Source organism: Duganella violaceipulchra (genome assembly GCF_019166075.1).
In the GTDB taxonomy this organism is placed as follows: Bacteria; Pseudomonadota; Gammaproteobacteria; order Burkholderiales; family Burkholderiaceae_D; genus Rugamonas; species Rugamonas violaceipulchra.
The window spans coordinates 1-20596 of the sequence record NZ_JAHTGR010000010.1 but is presented as its reverse complement, the minus strand read 5'-3'; the positions used below and the strand labels follow the sequence as shown (position 1 = coordinate 20596).

The 20596-nt window shown below is 63.1% G+C and carries 15 protein-coding genes; 14 read left to right on the top strand and 1 reads right to left on the bottom strand.

Annotated elements, in window-relative coordinates:
• Positions 1 to 6: 6 nt before the first annotated feature.
• From KVP70_RS18870 to KVP70_RS18815, 12 genes are all read left to right on the top strand, one after another.
• Positions 7 to 3300, top strand: coding sequence for a TIM-barrel domain-containing protein (locus KVP70_RS18870; RefSeq protein WP_217943721.1), 3294 nt, complete (start codon positions 7 to 9; stop codon positions 3298 to 3300).
• A 94-nt stretch (positions 3301 to 3394) separates the two neighbouring features.
• The gene (locus KVP70_RS18865) at positions 3395 to 6373 is read left to right on the top strand and encodes a TonB-dependent receptor plug domain-containing protein (protein ID WP_217943720.1); all 2979 of its coding nucleotides are present in this window, start codon (positions 3395 to 3397) and stop codon (positions 6371 to 6373) included.
• A 20-nt stretch (positions 6374 to 6393) separates the two neighbouring features.
• Positions 6394 to 7707 (top strand): DUF3472 domain-containing protein, encoded by a 1314-nt coding sequence (locus KVP70_RS18860; protein WP_217943719.1) that lies wholly within the window; start codon positions 6394 to 6396, stop codon positions 7705 to 7707.
• Positions 7708 to 7721: 14 nt separating this feature from the next.
• Positions 7722 to 9071 carry a Gfo/Idh/MocA family protein gene (locus KVP70_RS18855; protein WP_217943718.1) on the top strand — a complete coding sequence of 450 codons (1350 nt, stop codon included), beginning with the start codon at positions 7722 to 7724 and terminating at the stop codon, positions 9069 to 9071.
• Between the two features lie 49 nt (positions 9072 to 9120).
• Positions 9121 to 10044 (top strand): patatin-like phospholipase family protein, encoded by a 924-nt coding sequence (locus KVP70_RS18850; protein WP_217943717.1) that lies wholly within the window; start codon positions 9121 to 9123, stop codon positions 10042 to 10044.
• A 36-nt stretch (positions 10045 to 10080) separates the two neighbouring features.
• Positions 10081 to 10491: a heme-binding protein gene (locus KVP70_RS18845; protein ID WP_020706088.1), complete on the top strand. Its 411-nt coding sequence runs from the start codon at positions 10081 to 10083 to the stop codon at positions 10489 to 10491.
• A 136-nt stretch (positions 10492 to 10627) separates the two neighbouring features.
• Positions 10628 to 10924, top strand: a complete 297-nt coding sequence (locus KVP70_RS18840; RefSeq protein WP_217943716.1) for a hypothetical protein — start codon at positions 10628 to 10630, stop codon at positions 10922 to 10924.
• Positions 10917 to 11345: a toxin-antitoxin system HicB family antitoxin gene (locus tag KVP70_RS18835; RefSeq protein ID WP_217943715.1), complete on the top strand. Its 429-nt coding sequence runs from the start codon at positions 10917 to 10919 to the stop codon at positions 11343 to 11345. Before KVP70_RS18840 ends, KVP70_RS18835 begins: the two co-directional genes overlap by 8 nt.
• Positions 11346 to 11570: 225 nt before the next feature.
• Positions 11571 to 12734 carry a glutamine-hydrolyzing carbamoyl-phosphate synthase small subunit gene (gene carA / locus KVP70_RS18830; RefSeq protein ID WP_217943714.1) on the top strand — a complete coding sequence of 388 codons (1164 nt, stop codon included), beginning with the start codon at positions 11571 to 11573 and terminating at the stop codon, positions 12732 to 12734.
• Position 12735: 1 nt separating this feature from the next.
• On the top strand, positions 12736 to 15966 hold the full coding sequence (carB, locus tag KVP70_RS18825) for a carbamoyl-phosphate synthase large subunit (RefSeq protein ID WP_217943713.1): 3231 nt from the start codon (positions 12736 to 12738) through the stop codon (positions 15964 to 15966).
• A gap of 113 nt (positions 15967 to 16079) precedes the next feature.
• Positions 16080 to 16556, top strand: coding sequence for a transcription elongation factor GreA (gene greA, locus KVP70_RS18820; RefSeq protein ID WP_026335301.1), 477 nt, complete (start codon positions 16080 to 16082; stop codon positions 16554 to 16556).
• Positions 16556 to 17038, top strand: coding sequence for a DUF4149 domain-containing protein (locus KVP70_RS18815; RefSeq protein ID WP_217943712.1), 483 nt, complete (start codon positions 16556 to 16558; stop codon positions 17036 to 17038). Before greA ends, KVP70_RS18815 begins: the two co-directional genes overlap by 1 nt.
• Positions 17039 to 17120: 82 nt before the next feature.
• On the opposite strand, the gene KVP70_RS18810 is transcribed toward KVP70_RS18815, so the two are convergent.
• Positions 17121 to 17591 carry a YhbY family RNA-binding protein gene (locus KVP70_RS18810; protein ID WP_217943711.1) on the bottom strand — a complete coding sequence of 157 codons (471 nt, stop codon included), beginning with the start codon at positions 17589 to 17591 and terminating at the stop codon, positions 17121 to 17123.
• 43 nt (positions 17592 to 17634) lie between these two features.
• On the opposite strand from KVP70_RS18810, the gene KVP70_RS18805 reads away from it, so the two are divergent.
• A complete protein-coding gene (locus KVP70_RS18805) occupies positions 17635 to 18336 on the top strand; it encodes an RlmE family RNA methyltransferase (protein ID WP_217943710.1) in 702 nt (233 codons plus the stop codon).
• A 202-nt stretch (positions 18337 to 18538) separates the two neighbouring features.
• Positions 18539 to 20422: an ATP-dependent zinc metalloprotease FtsH gene (ftsH, locus tag KVP70_RS18800; RefSeq protein ID WP_217943709.1), complete on the top strand. Its 1884-nt coding sequence runs from the start codon at positions 18539 to 18541 to the stop codon at positions 20420 to 20422.
• Positions 20423 to 20596 lie beyond the last annotated feature (174 nt).

The following is a 20596-nucleotide window of genomic DNA, read 5'->3' as shown; positions in this document are numbered from 1 at the left end:
CAGACTATGAAACAGATTTCAGCCATTGCCGCCTTGCTAGCCAGCGCACCTTTATTGGCCTTGGCCGCTCCGATCGGCAATCTACGCAGCGTCACCACTGGCGCCGGCCAGCAGTGGGATCTGGTCACCGACACCGGCGCCCATATACAGCTTAGTCTTCCGCGCGCCGATGTGCTGCATATTTGGGCCGGCCCCAAATCCGGCCTGACCGGCGCCGGCGACAAGGCCGCGCCCATCGTCGTCGCCACGCCTTCCGCCACGGTGGAGCACAGCGTCAGCGAGCAGGCCGACCATATCCTGATCCGCACGGCCGCCCTGAGCCTGCGTATCGACCGCAAGCCGCTGCGTTTCAGCCTGTTCCGCGCCGGCGACGCGCAGCCGCTGTGGCGCGAGATCCAGCCGCTGGAGCTGGGCGACAAGCAAAGCGTGCAGACGCTGTCGAGCGACAAGGCCGAGCGCTTCTTCGGCGGCGGCCAGCAGAACGGCCGCTATGAATTCAAGGGCAAGCAGTTGCAGGTGTCGTACTCCGGCGGCTGGGAAGAGGGCGACCGCCCCAGCCCCGCGCCGTTTTTGATGAGCTCACGCGGCTGGGGCATGCTGCGCAACACCTGGTCCGACGGCAGCTACGATCTGCGCCAGAACGACCAGATCTCGCTGGAGCACAACGAGGCGCGCTTCGACGCCTACTACTTCGTCGGCAAGGACCTGCGCGACGTGCTGGCCCGCTACACCGAATGGACCGGCCGCGCGCGCATGCTGCCGCGCTGGGCGCTGGAATACGGCGACGCCGATTGCTACAACGACGGCGACAACGTCAAGAAGCCGGGCACCGTGCCGAAAGGCTGGACCGACGGACCGACCGGCAAGACGCCGGACGTGATCGAAACCGTGGCGCGCAAATACCGCGAGCACGACATGCCGGGCGGCTGGATACTGCCGAACGACGGCTACGGCTGCGGCTATTCGGCGCTACCGGAGACGGTGCAGGGCCTGGCCAAGTACGGCTTCCGCACCGGCCTGTGGACCGAGAACGGCGTCGAGAAGATGGCATGGGAAGTCGGCACCGCCGGCACCCGCGTGCAGAAGCTGGACGTGGCGTGGACCGGCAAGGGCTATCAGTTCTCGCTGGATGCCAACAAGTCGGCCTACGACGGCATCCTGAATAATTCCGACGGCCGTCCGTTCATCTGGACCGTGATGGGCTGGGCCGGCACTCAGCGCTACGCCGTCACCTGGACCGGCGACCAGAGCGCCAGCTGGGACTACATCCGCTGGCACGTGCCGACCTTGATCGGCTCCGGCCTGTCCGGTCAGGCCTACGCCACCGGCGACGTCGACGCGATCTTCGGCGGCAGCCCGGAGACCTTCACCCGCGATCTGCAGTGGAAGAGCTTTACCCCGGTGCTGATGGGGATGTCCGGCTGGGCGGCGGCGGAGCGCAAGCATCCGTGGTGGTTCGCCGAGCCGTATGTCAGCATCAACCGCCGCTACCTGAAGCTGAAGATGCGTCTGACGCCCTATATGTACACGCTGATGCGCGAGACGGAGCAGAGCGGCGCGCCGCTGGTGCGCGGCCTGATGTGGGACAACCCGGAAGATCCGGCGGCCTACACGGAAGCCTACAAATACCAGTACCTGCTGGGCCGCGACCTGCTGGTGGCGCCGGTGTACCGCAGCCAGGCGGTCAGCCAGGGCTGGCGCCGCGGCATCCACCTGCCGCAGGGCCAGTGGTTCGATTACTGGGACGGCCGCCAGGCCACCGCGGGCAAGGGCGGACGCGATATCGACCTCGCCGTCACGCTGGACAAGCTGCCGGTGTTCGTTCGCGCCGGCGCCATCCTGCCGATGTACCCGGAAATGCTGTACGACGGCGAGAAGCCGAAGGACGTGCTGACGCTGGACCTGTATCCGCACGGCGCATCCGAATTCACGCTGTACGAGGATGACGGCAACAGCCGCAAGTACCAGGACGGCGCTTTCAGCGAGCAGCTGATCCGCATGAACGCCGCCGCCGATGGCGTCAAGGTCGATGTCGAACCGGTGGTGGGCAGCTATGCCGGCCAGCCCGATCGCCGCGCCTATGCGCTGCGCCTGCTGACCCGCCAGCGTCCGGCCGCAGTGAGTACCGGCAGCGCCGTGCTGCCGCCACTGGCCGACCGCGCCGCCTTCGACGCGGCCGCCGCAGGCTGGTACTTCGACGCCGCCGACCGACTGGGCACGCTGCACGTCAAGGCCGCAAGCCAGGACATCCGCCAGCCGCTGCGCTTCACCGTGCAGACCGGCGCCGCGACCGTGGTGGTCGACGACGCCTTTCCTGCCGCACCGGTGCTGGGCCGCGCTATTCCGGCCGACGCCATGATGGTGATGAACCGTCCGGCCGAGGAAACCGGCCACCCGCTGGAAAACGCCTTCGACAACAACCCGGCCACCTGGTTCCGCACCGCGCGCAGCCCGGCGGTGCAGGGCGGTCCGCACGAATGGGTGATCGGCTTCACCGAGCGGCGCCTGGTCGACGGCATCGAGCTGGCGCCGCGCACCGACCAGCACTGGCAGCACGGCCAGATCCGCGACTACGAGATCTACATGGGCGACAACAACGGCGACTGGGGCCAGCCGGTCAAGCGCGGCCAGTTGAAGCTGGAGCAGGGCACGCAGACGATCAGCTTCCCGCCGGCCGCCGGCCGCCTGCTGCGCTTCCGTGTCATGAGCACCCAGAACCCCGAGGGCGATGGCGCATCCGCCACCGATCCGATGGTGACCGCCGTCGCCACGCCTGCCGCCCGCGCCTACAACGCCGCCGTGCCGAGCGAGGTGCAACCGATCACGCTGTCCGAGTTCCACGTGATGGCCTACCAGCCGAAGGAAGGCCCGGAAGTACAGCAGTTCCTGTCCGACCTGGCCTTGCCGAAGAACGTCAGCCGCGACAAGCCGGCGCACGGAACCGAGATGCGCATGAACGGCCTGTGGTTCCGCAAGGGCCTGGGCGTGGGCGCCACCAGCCGCGTCGACCTGCAACTGGCCGGCAACTGGAACCTGCTGCGCGCCGACTTGGGGATGGACGACAGCTGCCGCAGCGCCGGCGGCATGCAGTTCCAGGTCTGGAGCGGCGAACGGATGTTGTACGACAGTGGCCTGATCGCGGCGCCGGCCGTGGTCAAGCCGGAAATCGATGTGCGCGGACTGAGTCAACTCAGCCTGCGCACCCTGGGCGCGCGCGGCAGCAAGCCGGCCCAGGTCTGCGGCAACTGGGCCAACGCGGTCCTGATAGGCACAGAGGGCAGCACAGTCCGCCCGCGCTGACCTAAACCCTTAGTTTCACAAGAAAGAGCCCCTCCACGGACCGGGGAGGGGCCGTTGCAGCCTGAAATAAACCACTAATAACAGGGAGACAAAGATGCATATGAAAAAACTGGCGGCCGCGATGGTAGCGGTGGGTCTGGCTTCCACGGCGCTGGCCGCCGACGAGCTGGATGAGCAAGCGCAGAAGAGCGCGAATGAGCAGAAGCTCACGCGGGTCGAAATCACCGGCTCCAGCCTGAAACGCATCAACGCCGAAACCGCGTCGCCGGTGCAGGTGATCGACGCCAAGCAGATCGAAAACATGGGCGCCCGCACGCTGCTGCAAGTGCTGGACAATCTGCCGGCCGCGCGTCCGGCGCAGCAGGACTTCCGCTCGATGTTCACCGGTTCCGACGGCGCCTCGCAGGCCAACCTGCGCGGCCTGGGCGCGCAGGGCACGCTGGTGCTGCTGAACGGCCGCCGCCTGTCGTTCTACGGCGCGCCGGCCGGCTTCCAGACCATGTTCGTCAACATCGACGCGATTCCCGCCGCCGCCATCGAGCGCATGGAGGTGCTGACCGACGGCGCCTCGGCCGTCTACGGTTCGGACGCGGTGGCCGGCGTGATCAACGTCATCACCAAGAAGAACTACCAGGGACTGGAAGTCCGCGCCAGCAACGACTCCACCCCTAGCGTCAAATCCTACGGCGAACGCCAGGCCAGTGTGATCTACGGTCTGGGCGACCTGAATGCCGATGGCTACAATGTCTATGGCGCGATCAACGTCTACCAGCGCGACCGCGTCGCGTTTGCCGACACCTACCTGAAGCGCCCCGACTACTTCTACGTCAACAATCCGACCTTTGTCTCGGGCCTGCGCGTCGGCGTCGGCAGCGAACCTGGCGTGGTCAATCCCGGCACCTTCTTCGTCTTCGACAAGGCCAAGAACAACGCCCGGACCCAGAGCGCCGTCAATGGCTGCACCACGTCCATCACCGAGGCCGCCGGCAGCCGCTGCGTGTGGAATTCGCTGCCCTACCAGCTGGACACCGGCCCGACCTCCGACCGCGCCACCGGCTTCCTCAGCGGCCGCCTGAAGATCAGCGAGAACCTGGAAGGCTACGCCGAAGCGACCTACACCCACATCAAGCTGCGCGGCGAGAACGGCCCGCGCAGCTTCAACAGCGGCAGCACCAGCAACTGGTTCGCGCGCAATACCGGCACCACGCTCAACACCTTCGTCACGCCTTACCTTGGACCGAACAACGCCTACCTGAAAGGCAAGCTGAATGCCGACATGGCGGCCAAGATGGGCGGCGCGGCGGGGCTGAACTACCTCATGCTCGACGCGCCCGGCCACTTCGGCCAGACCAATGAGGACAACAACTACCGTGCGGTGGCCGGCCTGCGCGGCAGCATCGGCGGCGGCTGGGACTTCGAGACCGCGCTGAGCGTGGCGGGCAGCCATTCGACGCTGTTCCAGACGGTCAACATCAACACCCAGGGCTTCGCCAAGGCCTTCGGCCCGTTCACTACCGACGCCACGACCGGCCGCACCTATATCGCCGACAATCCGGCCTACAAGTTCGGCGAGATCAGCGACGCCAACGGCGCGCTGCTGCGCGCCGCCTATCCGACCTTCGACATCCAGTCCTGGACCAAGCTGATTACCTGGGATGGCAAGCTCGAAGGCACCATCGCCAAGCTGGGTGAACGCGAAGTGCGCATGGCCGTCGGCGCGAGCCTGATGCGCGAGAGCTTCTACACGCCGGGCAACCAGGATGCGGCCAACGGCTACATCACGCAGCAGGGCGGCTCCTGGTTCGACGGCCAGCGCAACGTCGCGGCGCTGTTCAGCGAAGTGGTGATACCGGTGACCGACAAGCTGGAAGTGAACGCCGCCGCGCGCCTCGACAAATACCCGAACTTCCCGGCCAACCTGGCGCCGAAGATCGGCGTGCTGTGGCGCGCGCGTCCCGAGGTGATGGTGCGCGGCACCTACTCCGAAGGCTTCCGCGCGCCCAACCTGGCCGAATCGGGCAGCGGCGGCGTGTTCGCGCAGGTGGGCGGCATCCGCGACACCGTGCGCTGCGACGAAACCAATGCGATGGCCAAGGTGCTGATGAAGTCCGTCTCGCCGGCCGAGGCGGAACTGGGCAAGAACCTGCTCAATTCGAACTGCTCGACCACGGTCGGCGGCCTGACGCCGCCCAACCCGTCGCTGCGTCCGGAGAAGGCCAAGATCTCGACCGCCGGCCTGGTGCTGCAGCCGGTCAAGGATGTCAGCATCTCGGTGGACTACTGGTTCGTCTACCGCCGCAACGAGATCGTGCGCCAGGACTTCAATGAGCTGTTCACGCAGCTGGTGGATAAATACGGACCGGCGCTGGCCGGCACCAGCGCCGCCATCCGCAATCCGATCACCGATGCGGACCGTGGCAACATGGCGGCTGTCGCCGCCATGTGCAACAACCCGGCCAACGCGGCGGCTTGCTCCGGCGGCGCGCCGAAGTACTCGGTGGGTAACCTGGGCGGCTTGATCAACTCGTATTCGAACCGTGGCCGCACGCTGGTCGACGGCGTCGACATCGATGCGCGCACCCGCTTCTCCCTGGGCGAGTACGGCAAGTTGAACACCGGCGTATCGGCCACCATCCGCCGCCGCGAGCTGTATAACTCGGAGGACGGCACCGGCTTCTCGGGCAACTACGTCGGCTTCTACGATTCGCCGCGCGTGCGCGCCACCTTCAACGCCGACTGGGCGTATCAGAAGTTCGTCACCAGCCTGTTCGTCAACTACACCGGCAAGACCAAGTGGGCATACGCTCCATGGGATACCGACAACACGCCGGAGAATTGCACGGCCGCTTCGGTCGCCTTGCCGCAGAACCTGTGCGGCGGCGCGCCGTCGTACTACACGGTCAACCTGGCGCTGAACTGGAAGCCGATGAAGAACCTGGAGCTCGGCATGAACATCAAGAACCTGTTGAACAAGCAGCCTACTTACGATCCGAATGGCTGGGAAGGCTACAACCATAGCCAGAACCTGTTCGGCCGCATGTATTCGTTCTCGGCCAACTACAAATTCTTCTGACCCGTCCCAAGGAGAGCACAATGACAAAACAACTTTTGAAGCCAAGACGATTGTTCCTGTATTCCGCGGCGTTGATGTTGAGCGCCTGTGGTGGCGCAAGCACCGGCGGCCAGACGGATAAGACGGCCGCGCAGGTGGTGATGGGCGCGGCCAGCTCGAAGACGGTGGCGCTGGCCGGCAATGCCTTCATCACCAGCGCGCCCGCCGGCGCACAGGAAGAGATCAACAGCAGCGGCCTGGCCAACTGGAGCAACTCCGGCACCGTCACCAGTGCTTACTTCCGCATGGCGTCCGCAGGGGCGGTCACTCTGGGCCTGAACGCCCGGCTGGCCGGCAGCAACAACAGCACCATACGCGTCACCGTCAACGGCACGCCGTTCCTGGTCAAGCTGTCCGTCAACGGCAGCGGGAGCTACCAGGTCGGCACCGTCAACGTTGCCGCGCCGGGCTATGTGAAGGTCGACCTGCAGGGCGTCAGCAAGGACGGCGGCTACTTCGGCGACGTCTCGGCGCTGCAGGTGAGCACCACCTCCGCCATCAACTACGCCGACGATGCTGCCAACTACTACTGGTCGCGGCGCGGGCCGTCGGTGCACATGGGCTACACCACGCCGGCCAACACCGAGTACTTCTACAACGAGGTGACGGTGCCGGCGGGGCAGGACCCGGAAGGTTCCTACTACATGGCCAACGGCTTCGGCCAGGGCTACTTCGGCATCCAGGTGAAATCGCCCAGCGAGCGCTGGGTGCTGTTCTCGGTGTGGGATGCGGACGGCGGCGGCAAGACCACGCTGGTGCGCAAGGGGGCGGGCGTGGTGGACAACGGCTTCGGCGGCGAGGGCACGGGCGGCCAGTCCTACCTGAGCTACAACTGGATCAGCGGGAACACCTATCGCTTCATCACCCGCGCGCGGCCGGACGGCGCCGGCGCCACCGACTACTCGGCGTGGTTCTACGCGCCGGAGCTGGGCGTGTGGCGCTTTATCGCGACCTGGAAGCGTCCCGCCACCACCACTTATCTGACGGGAGCCTACTCCTTCCTGGAGAACTTCATCGATACCAAGGGCTATACTGGCCGGCGTGTATCGTTCGGCAACCAGTGGGCACGCAACGTGTCGGGCGCATGGTCCGAGGTGACGACGGCGCGCTTCACCGGCGACGCCACCGTGACCAGCGCCCAGCGGATGGACTACGCCGGCGGCCTGGATAACGGCCAGTTCTATCTGCGTAACGGCGGCTTCTTCGCCGGCTATGTGCCGGTGAACCAGACCTTCACCCGCGCCGCCACCGGCCGGCAACCGGCTGTGGATGTGACCACGCTGCCGCAGCAATAATTGAAAGGAGCACCATGAAATCAGTTTTTAATCGACGCGACTTCCTGACCGCCGGCGCAGCGTTGGCGGGTAGCCTGATGCTGCCGACGGCCTTTGGCGCCACCCGCGAGCGGGTGCGCATCGGCATGATAGGCACCGGCATGCGCGGCCAGGTGCTGTTGCAGGAACTGCTGCGCCGCGACGACGTGGAAGTCGTCGCGCTGTGCGACATCGATCCGGCCATGTTGGCCCGCGCGCTCAAGCAGGTGGACAAATCCGGCAAGGCCAAGCCGAAGACTTTCGGCGAGGACCGCGACCCGCAAGCCTACAAGCGCATGCTGGACGCCGGCACGCTCGATGGCGTGATCGTCGCCACCCCATGGGAGTGGCATGCACCGATGGCCATCGCCGCCATGCAGGCCAAGGTGCCCGTCGGTTGCGAGGTGGTCGCCGGTATCACACTGCAGGACCACTGGGATGTGCTGAACACCCAGCTCCAGACCAACACGCCGTATATGCTGCTGGAGAACGTCTGCTTCCGCCGCGATGTGATGGCGGTGCTGCAGATGGTGCGCTCCGGTTTGTTCGGCGAACTGATACACCTGCAGGGCGGCTACCAGCACGACCTGCGCGCCGTGAAGTTCACCAACGGCGATCCGGCCAAGCCATATGGTGGCGTGGAGTTCGGCGCCAAGGGCTGGTCGGAGGCCAAATGGCGCACCGAGCACTCGGTGCAGCGCAATGGCGAACTGTATCCCAGTCATGGCATCGGCCCGTGCGCGATGTACGCCAACATCAACCGCGGCAACCGCTTCACGCGCATCAACAGCTTCGCCACCAAGGCGCGCGGCCTGCATGACTACATCGTCAAGCAGCCGGGCGGCGCGACCAGCCCTAGCGCGAAGACGCAGTTCAAGCTGGGCGACGTGGTCACCACCACGTTGTCGTGCGAGAACGGCGAGACCATCCTGCTGCAACACGATACCTCGCTGCCGCGCCCTTATTCATTGGGCTTTCGCGTGCAGGGCACCGACGGCCTGTGGATGGACGTGAACAATTCCGTCCACATCGAGGGCAAGAGCAAACCGCACCAGTGGGAGGACTTCCAGCCCTACCAGGACAAGTACGACCATCCGCTGTGGCGCAAGCATGCCAAGGACGCGGAGGGCGCCGGCCATGGCGGCATGGACTTCTTCGTCATTCAGTCCTTCATCGAAGCGCTGAAGGCGAGGGCGCCGATGCCGATCGATATCTACGATGCGGTGACGTGGAGCGCCATCACACCGTTGTCGGAGCAGTCGATCGCGCAGAACTTCCAGACGCTGGACTTCCCCGACTTCACCGCCGGGGCATGGAAGACGCGCAAGCCGATCTTCGCGCTGTAAGGTGGGGTACAATCTGCTGCGCCTAAACCCCAGCAGATTGAACCCCTACATGCCATCACGCCGTCTTTCCCTTGTCGCTTTAACCATCTTCGCCGCAGCCGCCGTTGTCGGCTGCAAAACCAATCCGGTGATTGAGACGCCGTCGGCGCCACCGCTGGCGGCGCCGGAGCCGCTGCCTCCCAAGAAGATCAAGATCGGCCTGGCGCTGGGCGGCGGCGCGGCGCGCGGCTTCGCGCACATTGGCGTGATCAAGGCGCTGGAGGCGCAGGGGATTTACGCGGACATCGTGGTCGGAACCAGCGCCGGCTCGGTGGTCGGCGCGCTGTACGCCGCCGGTAACACGGGCTTCCAGTTGCAGAAGGTGGCGATGGACATGGACGAAGCGGCGATCTCCGACTGGGCGGTGCCGCTGTTCGGCAAGAGCTCCGGCGTGCTGAAAGGCGAGGCGCTGCAAACCTACGTCAACAAGGCGGTCAACAACCAGCCGATCGAGAAGTTGAAGATACCGTTCGGCGCCGTGGCGTCGGATTTGAAGACCGGCCAGCCGATCCTGTTCCAGCGCGGGAACACGGGCATGGCGGTGCGGGCGTCGTCGTCGGTGCCGGGCGTGTTCCAGCCGGTGGTGATCAACGGCCGCTCGTATGTGGACGGCGGCCTGGTGGCGCCGGTGCCGGTGCGCTTTGCGCGCGACATGGGCGCGGACTTCGTCATCGCCGTCAATATCTCGACCCAGGCCGACGTGCAGGCCACCGTCAGTTCTCTGGACGTGATCATGCAGACCTTCAGCATCATGGGGCAGCGCATCAACCAGTACGAATTGAAGGACGCGGACGTGGTCATCGCGCCTAGCCTGGGCAAAATGGCGGGTAACGATTTCGCCGGCCGCAACCAGGCGATCCTGGCGGGCGAGCAGGCCGCCGCGCTGGTGATGGCGCAGATCAAGCAGAAACTGGAAGCCAAGCGCAGACCGTAGCAGTACAATATCCGGTCCAATAATAAGGAAGAGCACATGCAAACCAAACCATACCTGTCGCTTGCCGACATCAAGAAGATCGCTGCCGGCGCCGAAGCCGAGGCGACCGCCCATAACTGGCCAGTCGTGATCGCCATTGTCGACGACGGCGGCCACCTGCTGTGGCTGCAACGCCAGGACGGCGCCGCGCCGCTGTCGTCGCACATCGCCCCCGCCAAGGCGCGCGTATCGGCGCTGGGCCGCCGCGAATCGAAGATCTACGAAGACATGATCAACAACGGCCGCACCGCCTTCCTGAGCGCCCCGGCGCCGATGGCGGACGGCCTGCTGGAAGGCGGCGTGCCCATCATCGTTGACGGCCACGTGGTCGGCGCCGTCGGCGTCTCGGGCGTCAAGTCGGCTGAAGATGTGCAGGTCGCCAAGGCCGGTATCGCCGCGCTGAACTAAGTTTTCGCCGCAAGAGACCGTAGCACCGGAATGCCGCCTGGCGCAAAACCAGGCGGCATTTTCTATTGGAGAATCGTCGCAGCATGCAAACGGCATGTCTATAATGTGATATCGCCAGCGATATCGCTGCGATGCCATGACTCCGAAACACTTGGCCAAGATTAAGAAGACATTGCTGGCGATGCAGCGTAGTCCGCGCGGCCACAAATCGGTTGAGTTCGAGGGGTTGGCAAGGGCATTGGGGAGGCAACCGGACAATCGAGGTAAGGAGCCTACCTATATGCGACGTAAAGATCCTGAATTGGCGCGGCCGCTGAGTATTCCTGCGCACAGTGTGGATGTAAGGGTGGGAACTGCCGCCAGTATTATTGACGCGCTGCTTGATGATGTCGTTCAGTGGGAAGCGTATTTGCGAGGAGACGGTGATGGCTGAAAAAAATGAGAGCAAGGTCCGGGCGATTCTTGCTCGCCCTTATGTTCGCAGACTTTTGCCGGACGAGGCGGGTGGTTATACCGCTTATATCCATGAGTTTCCGGGGTGTGTTGCCGAAGGTGAAACTGCCGGCGAGGCGTTAATCAATTTGGATAGTGCGGCTGCTTCTTGGCTTGCGGTCTCGCTTGCGCACGGGCAGCCGATTGCCGAGCCGATACGGCCATTTGATTTCAGCGGGAAAGTGGCTTTGCGGATTCCACGGAGCCTGCATAGGGACGTAGCGGAGTTGGCTCAATTGCAAGGGTGCAGCATTAACCAATTGTTGTCTGTCGCGATCTCAGATTATGTGGGGCGGCAGGGCTTGCCGCAACTCTCAGCGGAGTCGACACAAAGGCCTGCTTCCAATATTGCGACTAAATAAAACCACCCTGTCAGTAGGAAATTATTGCCGGTATTTCGCCGACGGTCCATTGCCAAGTCCGGAGGATTTGGTTATAATTCAAAGGTTTAGCCAATCTCACCTCTACCGTAGCCGACTACCACTCACTCCATATTCAATCTGACCTTCCACCCGGCCTGCGACGGCGGGGACACACGACGGTCGTCTGACGTGGCGCAGCTACGGTAACTTTATCAGGAGTTGCCCTTGCCGCCATTTTTATCTGGCCCTGCCGTTCCAGCCATACTGGCCCTCGCTGACGGTACCATTTTCAAAGGTTTTTCGATCGGCGCCGCCGGTCATACAACTGGCGAAGTGGTCTTCAATACGTCCATGACCGGCTATCAGGAAATCCTGACCGATCCTTCCTATAGCCGCCAGATCGTCACGCTGACGTATCCGCATATCGGCAATACCGGCGTCAATCCGGAAGACGTCGAATCCTCCAAGGTCCACACAGCTGGCCTGATCATTCGTGACCTGCCGCTGATGGCGTCGAATTTCCGCTCCACCCAGTCGCTGTCCGACTACCTGAAGGCCGAGAACATCGTCGGCATCGCCGGTATTGACACCCGCAAGCTGACCCGCATCCTGCGCGAGAAGGGCGCCCAGTCCGGCGCCATCCTGGTCGGCACGCAAGGCAACGAGCCGTCGGCCGCGCAAGCGCTGGACCTGGCCCGCTCCTTCCCCGGCATCGCCGGCATGGACCTGGCCAAGGTGGTCACCGTCAAGGCGGCCTACGACTTCACCGAAACCGAATGGACGCTGGGCGAAGGCTACGGCAAGCTCGCCGATCCTAAGTTCCACGTGGTCGCCTACGACTTCGGCGTCAAGCGCAACATCCTGCGCATGCTGACCGCGCGCGGCTGCAAGGTCACCGTGGTGCCGGCGCAAACCAGCGCCGACGAAGTGCTGGCGCTGAACCCGGACGGCGTGTTCCTGTCGAACGGCCCGGGCGACCCTGAGCCATGCGACTACGCGATCGCCGCCGCCAAGGTCTTCATGGCCAAGAAGCTGCCGCTGTTCGGCATCTGCCTCGGCCACCAGATCATGGGCCTGGCCTCGGGCGCGAAAACCCTGAAGATGAAGTTCGGCCACCACGGCGCCAACCACCCGGTGCAGGACCTGGACAGCAAACAGGTGCTGATCACGTCCCAGAACCACGGCTTCGCAGTCGACCCGGACACCCTGCCGGCCAACTGCCGCGTGACCCATAAATCGCTGTTCGACGGTTCGCTGCAGGGCTTCGCCCGCACCGACACGCCGGCCTTCTGCTTCCAGGGCCACCCTGAAGCATCGCCCGGCCCGACTGACGTCGCTTACCTGTTTGACCGCTTCATCGGCATGATGGAAGCAACGGAGAAAAAATAAGATGCCTAAACGTACAGACATTAAAAGTATTCTGATCATTGGCGCTGGCCCGATCATCATCGGCCAGGCTTGCGAGTTCGATTATTCCGGCGCGCAGGCCTGCAAGGCCCTGCGCGAAGAAGGCTACAAAGTCATCCTGGTCAACAGCAACCCTGCGACCATCATGACCGACCCGGAAATGGCCGACGTCACCTACATCGAACCGATCACGTGGCAAGTGGTGGAACGCATCATCGCCAAGGAAAAGCCGGACGCGATCCTGCCGACCATGGGCGGCCAGACCGCGCTGAACTGCGCGCTGGACCTGCATCGCCACGGCATCCTGGACAAGTACAAGGTTGAACTGATCGGCGCCACCCCGGAAGCCATCGACAAGGCCGAGGACCGCTCCAAGTTCAAGGACGCGATGACCAAGATCGGCCTCGGTTCGGCCAAGTCGGGCGTCGCTCACACCATGGATGAATCGTGGGCCGTGCAGCGCACGCTGGGCTTCCCGGTCATCATCCGTCCGTCGTTCACGATGGGCGGTACCGGCGGCGGCATCGCCTACAACGAAGAAGAATTCGAGACCATCTGCAAACGCGGCCTGGAAGCTTCGCCGACCTCCGAACTGCTGATCGAAGAATCGCTGATCGGCTGGAAAGAGTACGAGATGGAAGTGGTACGCGACAAGGCGGACAACTGCATCATCATCTGCTCGATCGAAAACCTGGACCCGATGGGCGTGCACACCGGCGACTCGATCACCGTGGCGCCGGCACAAACGCTGACCGACAAGGAATACCAGATCATGCGCAACGCCTCGCTGGCGGTGCTGCGTGAAATCGGCGTCGACACCGGCGGCTCCAACGTGCAGTTCTCGATCAACCCGGAAGATGGCCGCATGATCGTCATCGAGATGAATCCGCGCGTGTCGCGTTCGTCGGCGCTGGCGTCGAAAGCCACCGGCTTCCCGATCGCGAAAGTGGCGGCCAAGCTGGCCGTGGGCTTCACGCTGGACGAACTGCGCAACGAGATCACCGGCGGCGCGACCCCGGCCTCGTTCGAACCGTCGATCGACTACGTCGTCACCAAGATCCCGCGCTTCACGTTCGAGAAATTCCCGACCGCCGACCACCACCTGACCACGCAAATGAAATCGGTCGGCGAAGTGATGGCGATCGGCCGCACCTTCCAGGAATCGTTCCAGAAAGCGCTGCGCGGCCTGGAAGTCGGCGTCGACGGCCTGAACGAAAAAACCAAGGACCGCGAGAAGATCGAAGAGGAACTGGGCGAGCCAGGTCCTGAGCGCATCTGGTACGTGGGCGACGCCTTCGCCCAGGGCTTCACCATGGAAGAAGTGCACAACCTGACCAAGATCGATCCGTGGTTCCTGATCCAGATTAAAGAGATCGTGGACCTGGAACTGTGGATGGACACGCAGAAGCTGGACCAGATCGACAAGCCTACGCTGTACAAGCTGAAGCAAAAAGGCTTCTCGGATCGCCGCCTGGCCTTCCTGCTGCAGACCGATGCCAAGACCGTGCGCGCCAAGCGCCATGAACTGAACATCCGTCCGGTGTACAAGCGCGTCGACACCTGCGCCGCGGAGTTCTCGACCAACACCGCCTACATGTACTCGACCTACGATGAAGAGTGCGAGTCCGCGCCGACCGACAAGAAAAAGATCATGGTGCTGGGCGGTGGCCCGAACCGTATCGGCCAGGGTATCGAATTCGATTACTGCTGCGTCCACGCGGCGCTGGCGATGCGCGAAGACGGCTACGAGACCATCATGGTCAACTGCAATCCGGAGACCGTGTCGACCGACTACGATACCTCGGATCGCCTGTACTTCGAGTCGCTGACGCTGGAAGACGTGCTGGAAATCGTCGACCTGGAAAAACCGGTCGGCGTGATCGTTCAATACGGCGGCCAGACGCCTTTGAAACTGGCACTGGACCTGGAAGCGAACGGCGTGCCTATCGTCGGCACCTCGCCGGACATGATCGACGCCGCCGAAGACCGCGAACGTTTCCAACAGCTGCTGCACACGCTGGGCCTGCGCCAGCCGCCTAACCGCACCGCCCGCACTGAAGCCGACGCTTTGGCTCTGGCACAGGAAATCGGCTACCCGCTGGTGGTCCGTCCTTCCTACGTGCTGGGTGGCCGCGCGATGGAAATCGTCCACGAGCAGCGCGACCTGGAACGCTACATGCGCGAAGCGGTCAAGGTATCGCACGATTCGCCGGTGCTGCTGGACCGCTTCCTGAACGACGCCATCGAGTGCGACGTCGATTGCATCTCCGACGGCGAAACCACCTTCATCGGCGGCGTGATGGAACACATCGAGCAAGCCGGCGTGCACTCGGGCGATTCGGCCTGCTCGCTGCCGCCTTATTCGCTGGCGCAAGAGACCATCGATGAACTGAAGCGCCAGACCTCGCTGATGGCCAAGGGCCTGAACGTGGTCGGCCTGATGAACGTGCAGTTCGCGATCCAGAAGCAGGAACGCGACGGCGAACTGCGCGACGTGGTCTACGTGCTGGAAGTGAACCCACGCGCATCGCGCACCGTGCCGTTCGTGTCCAAGGCCACCGGCCTGCAGCTGGCGAAGATCGCCGCGCGCTGCATGGTTGGCCAGACCCTGGCGCAGCAGGGCATCACCAAGGAAGTCGTCCCGCCTTACTTCAGCGTCAAGGAAGCCGTGTTCCCGTTCGTGAAATTCCCTGGCGTCGACACCATCCTCGGACCTGAGATGAAATCGACCGGTGAAGTCATGGGCGTCGGCAAGACCTTCGGCGAAGCCTTCGTCAAGTCGCAGCTGGGCGCGGGCATCAAGCTGCCGAAATCGGGCAAGGTGTTCCTGTCGGTGAAATCGTCTGACAAGCCGCGCGCCGTCAAGGTGGCGCGCGACCTGGTGGAGATCGGCTTCACGCTGGTGGCGACCAAGGGCACGGCTGCCGTCATCGCGGCGGCCGGCATTCCGGTCACCCCGGTGAACAAGGTGGTCGAAGGCCGTCCGCACGTGGTCGACATGATCAAGAACCACGAGATCGTCCTGGTGATCAACACGGTGGAAGAGAAACGCAGCGCCATCACCGACTCGCGTGCCATCCGCACCTCGTCGCTGGCGTCGCGCGTGACGACCTACACCACCATCGCCGGCGCGGAAGCGGCGGTCGAAGGCATCCGTCATTTGGACGAGTTGCAAGTGTACGATTTACAAGGGCTGCATAAAACCTTACACTAAGGTTCTTTCGTCGCCCCGGTGACGGGAAACAGTACCTTTTAACCACAGAGCTCGCGCTGCAGGTTGGCGTGGCCTCTGTGGTTTTCCATTGTAACAACAGAGTAAATATAAACATGACTTCAGTTCCACTTACCAAGTACGGCGCAGAACTCCTGAAAGAAGAGTTGCACCAGTTGAAGACCAAAGAACGCCGTATCGTGATCGACGCGATTGCTGAAGCACGTTCGCATGGCGATCTGTCGGAAAACGCCGAGTACGATGCCGCCAAGGAGCGCCAGGCCTTCGTCGAAGGCCGCATCGCCGAACTGGAAGGTAAGCTGAGCGCCGCGCAAATCATCGACCCGACTACCCTCGACGCCGACGGCCGCGTGGTGTTCGCCTCGACCGTGGACCTGGAAGACCTGGATTCGGGTTCGAAAGTGACCTACCAGATCGTCGGCCTGGACGAAGCGGACCTGAAACTGAGCAAGGTATCGGTGACCTCGCCGATCGCCCGCGCGCTGATCGGCAAGTCGGCCGGCGACGTGGTGGAAGTGCAGGCGCCGTCCGGCCCGCGCGAATATGAAATCCTGGAAGTGCGATACATCTGATGCTGCTCGCGCGTACACGTTTGCTGGTCGCAACGCTGTGGGCGGGCAGTCTGTGGGCAGTCGGCTATCTGGCCGCGCCGACGCTGTTCGCCACGCTGAGCGACCGGGTGCTGGCCGGCACCATCGCCGCCAGCCTGTTCAAGAACCAGGCCTGGCTGTCGATCGCCTGCGCACTGGTGATGCTGGCGCTGCTGTGGGTCAGCAAGGGCGCGGAGACGGGCGGCATCTTCGCCGGTTCGGCCGCCAATTCGGCCGCCAAGACGCGCCGCATGCTGCTGGTGGTCGTCATCACGATGCTGGCGTGCACGCTGGTGTCGCACTTCGGCCTACAACCGATGATGGCCGCTCTGCGTGCCGCGGCGGGGCCGGGCGGAGTGATGGAAGGCGCCGCTCAGAACGAGTTCGGCATGTTGCACGGCATTTCCAGCAGCATCTACCTGGTGCAGAGCTTGCTGGCCGCGTGGCTGGTGGTGAAACAATAACCCTAACCGAAGGGGCCTGACCCCGGACGGGGTCAGGCCCCCGGCACTGGTGTGCGGGGTATGACGGTGCCGTCAAGGGCCGTTATTTCGAGCCCAGTGCGCTCTTCTTGGTCGACTTCTGCTGTGGCTTGGCGCGTTTGATATTGCCGCCTTGCGTCACGCGTTCATTCCCCTTGAGCAATACCTTGGTCACAGACGGACGTTTGGTGCCGCTTGGGCTAGGCTTGACGATGGTGACTTCGCGCAGGCCCTTGCCGGAGGTCGAACGGGCTTTTTCCGTTTCGATCTTCGGACGGTACAGCACCAGCAGTTTGCCGATGTGTTGTACCGGCGACGCGTCGAGCTGTTCGCAGATGGTGTCGTACATGGCGGCGCGGGCTTCACGGTCGTCGCCGAACACGCGGACCTTGATCAGGCCGTGGGAGTCCAGACCCAGCGCAATTTCCTTGAGGACGTTGGCTGTCAGGCCTGCCTCGCCGATCATGACGATAGGCTTGAGGCCATGCGCTTCGGCGCGCAGAGCGCTGCGCTCAACAGGTGTAAGTTTTTGCATAATATATTTTTAGTGGTTCCCTTAAAGGCAGTATTCTACGCGAATGAAGAAGAAGAAATTAAACAAAAACTGGTTACACGACCACATTAACGACCCTTATGTGAAATTAGCGCAAAAAGAGGGCTACCGCGCCCGCGCCGCTTTCAAGCTCAAGGAGATCGATGAGGACGAGAACCTGATCAAGCCCGGCCAGGTCATCGTCGACCTCGGCTGCACTCCCGGCAGCTGGGGGCAATACGTGCGCCGCAAGCTGTCCGGCAAGGAGGGCGGGGGCATCAACGGCACGCTGATCGGCCTCGATCTGCTGCCGATGGAGCCGATCGCCGACTTCCACTTCATCCAGGGCGATTTCCGCGAGCCCGAGGTGTTGCAATTATTGGAAGATCATGTCAAAGGTCAAAAAATTGATGTGGTGTTATCGGACATGGCGCCCAACCTGTCGGGCATTGCCTCGGCTGACGCCGCGCGCATGGAACATCTGATCGATTTGGCAATTGAATTCTCCCAGGCCCATTTAAAACCGAACGGCTCGCTGCTGGTGAAATGTTTTAAAGACATGGGTTTTAACGATATCGTGCTCAAATTCCGCCGCGAATTCAAAACCGTGGTGCAGAAAAAGCCGAAAGCCAGCCGCGACAAGTCGTCCGAGATTTTCCTGCTGGGGCGCGGCCTGAAAAACCCGACCGACGGCATGAGCTCGGCACTACCGCTGGAAACTGACGATTTCCCTCTCGGGCGCCCTTGATATTTGGCGCTTGGGCCGCACATCGACACGGTGAGGATCAGTTTTGACTTGATCGCACCGGTATTTTGGTCAAATAATGTGTTTTACGGCTGGAATTTTGGCCGCACGCGCAGGCGGGCTTCTGGCACCGCCTGCTTATTGCGAGTAAAATCGGGTTTCTAGCTATCGGTTAAAAGATGCGCCCTGCATCCAAGGAGTTTTCGTGAATAACATGTTTTCCAAATCAGCCATCTGGGTAGTCGTGGTACTGCTGCTGCTGATGCTGTACAAGCAGTTTGACAGTCACGGCGTGACCGCTGGCGCCAAACCCATCGCTTATTCCGATTTGCTGGATGAGGTCAAGGCCAAGCGTATCAAGGATGTGGTGATCGAAGGCGTCAACATCACGGCCACCCGTAGCGACGACACCAAGGTGCGCGCCACCGCCACCGGCCTCGATCGCGGCCTGGTCGGCGACCTGCGCGACAACGGCGTGCACTTCGACGTGCGTCCGCCTGAGGAGCAGTCGTTCCTGCAACAAATCTTCGTTTCCTGGTTCCCGATGCTGTTGCTGATCGGCGTGTGGATCTTCTTCATGCGTCAGATGCAGGGCGGCGGCAAGGGCGGTGCTTTCTCCTTCGGCAAGTCGAAGGCGCGCATGATGGACGAAACCAATAACACCGTCACCTTCGCCGACGTCGCCGGTTGCGACGAAGCGAAGGAAGAAGTCAACGAAATCGTCGACTTCCTCAAGGACCCGAGCAAATTCCAGAAACTGGGCGGCCGCATTCCACGCGGCGTGCTGATGGTTGGTCCTCCGGGCACGGGTAAAACCCTGCTGGCGCGCGCCATCGCCGGCGAAGCCAAGGTGCCGTTCTTCTCGATCTCCGGTTCGGACTTCGTTGAAATGTTTGTCGGCGTGGGTGCTTCCCGTGTCCGCGACATGTTCGAGAACGCCAAGAAGCATTCGCCGTGCATCATCTTCATCGACGAGATCGACGCGGTCGGCCGCCATCGCGGCGCCGGCATGGGCGGCGGCAACGACGAGCGCGAACAGACGCTGAACCAGCTGCTGGTGGAAATGGACGGCTTCGAAGCGTCGTCCGGCGTGATCGTGGTGGCTGCCACCAACCGCGCCGACGTGCTGGACAAGGCGCTGCTGCGTCCGGGCCGTTTCGACCGCCAGGTCTCGGTCGGCCTGCCGGACATCCGCGGCCGCGAACAGATCCTGAACGTGCACATGCGCAAAGTGCCTATCGGCACCGACGTCAAGGCCGACATCCTGGCCCGCGGCACGCCTGGCTTCTCGGGCGCCGACCTGGCCAACCTGGTCAACGAGGCCGCCCTGTTCGCCGCGCGCCGCAGCAAGCGCCTGGTCGACATGATCGACTTCGAAGATGCGAAGGACAAGATCTTCATGGGCCCGGAACGCAAGTCGATGGTCATCCGCGAGGAAGAGCGCCGCAACACCGCGTATCACGAGTCCGGCCACGCCGTGGTCGCCAAGCTGCTGCCGAAGGCCGATCCGGTCCACAAAGTGACCATCATGCCGCGCGGCTGGGCCCTGGGCCTGACCTGGCAGCTGCCTGAGCACGACAATATTTCGGGCTACAAGGACAAGATGCTGGAAGAAATTTCCATCCTGTTCGGCGGCCGCATCGCCGAAGAGATCTTCGTCGGCCAGATGTCGACCGGCGCCTCGAACGACTTCTCGCGCGCCACCAAGCTGGCCCGCTCGATGGTGACCCGCTTCGGCATGTCCGACGCGATGGGTGTGATGGTCTACGAAGACAGCCAGAACGACGGCTTCTTCGGCGGCGCGTCGAAGACGATTTCCGAAGCGACCCAGCAGATGGTCGACGCCGAGATCCGCAGCATCCTCGACACGCAGTACAAGCTGGCGCGCAAGCTGCTGGAAGAGAACCGCGAAAAAGTCGAAGTGATGACCAAGGCGCTGATGGAGTGGGAGACGATCGATGCCGACCAGATCAACGACATCATGGCCGGCCTGGAGCCACGCGCGCCGAAAGCCGGCGTGACCATCCGCAAGCATCCGCCCAGCGACGGCGGCTCGGGCGTCTCGCCCAGCGTGACCGCTCCAGCCTGATTCTTGGCTGAGTAGCAAGACAGAGGGGTGGGGAGCGATCCTCGCCCTTTTTTTATGTGCGCCCGGCAGGGCGCACTCACTTGGAGGTGAAAGTCCTCTACTCGCCCGGCGAGGGGAAGAGTTAGCTGAACGGCAAGGGTGTCGCGGGCGACCGCGAATCTGGAGGAAGCCGAA

What these genes read in the sequence shown, in the direction of transcription:
- greA (WP_026335301.1), top strand. Translation starts at nt 16,080, where the DNA reads ATGACTTCAGTTCCACTTACCAAGTACGGCGCAGAACTCCTGAAAGAA.
- KVP70_RS18835 (WP_217943715.1), top strand. Translation starts at nt 10,917, where the DNA reads ATGGCTGAAAAAAATGAGAGCAAGGTCCGGGCGATTCTTGCTCGCCCT.
- KVP70_RS18840 (WP_217943716.1), top strand. Translation starts at nt 10,628, where the DNA reads ATGACTCCGAAACACTTGGCCAAGATTAAGAAGACATTGCTGGCGATG.
- KVP70_RS18805 (WP_217943710.1), top strand. Translation starts at nt 17,635, where the DNA reads ATGAAGAAGAAGAAATTAAACAAAAACTGGTTACACGACCACATTAAC.
- KVP70_RS18855 (WP_217943718.1), top strand. Translation starts at nt 7,722, where the DNA reads ATGAAATCAGTTTTTAATCGACGCGACTTCCTGACCGCCGGCGCAGCG.
- KVP70_RS18810 (WP_217943711.1), bottom strand. Translation starts at nt 17,591, where the DNA reads ATGCAAAAACTTACACCTGTTGAGCGCAGCGCTCTGCGCGCCGAAGCG.
- KVP70_RS18850 (WP_217943717.1), top strand. Translation starts at nt 9,121, where the DNA reads ATGCCATCACGCCGTCTTTCCCTTGTCGCTTTAACCATCTTCGCCGCA.
- KVP70_RS18845 (WP_020706088.1), top strand. Translation starts at nt 10,081, where the DNA reads ATGCAAACCAAACCATACCTGTCGCTTGCCGACATCAAGAAGATCGCT.
- carB (WP_217943713.1), top strand. Translation starts at nt 12,736, where the DNA reads ATGCCTAAACGTACAGACATTAAAAGTATTCTGATCATTGGCGCTGGC.
- KVP70_RS18815 (WP_217943712.1), top strand. Translation starts at nt 16,556, where the DNA reads ATGCTGCTCGCGCGTACACGTTTGCTGGTCGCAACGCTGTGGGCGGGC.
- KVP70_RS18870 (WP_217943721.1), top strand. Translation starts at nt 7, where the DNA reads ATGAAACAGATTTCAGCCATTGCCGCCTTGCTAGCCAGCGCACCTTTA.
- KVP70_RS18860 (WP_217943719.1), top strand. Translation starts at nt 6,394, where the DNA reads ATGACAAAACAACTTTTGAAGCCAAGACGATTGTTCCTGTATTCCGCG.
- KVP70_RS18865 (WP_217943720.1), top strand. Translation starts at nt 3,395, where the DNA reads ATGCATATGAAAAAACTGGCGGCCGCGATGGTAGCGGTGGGTCTGGCT.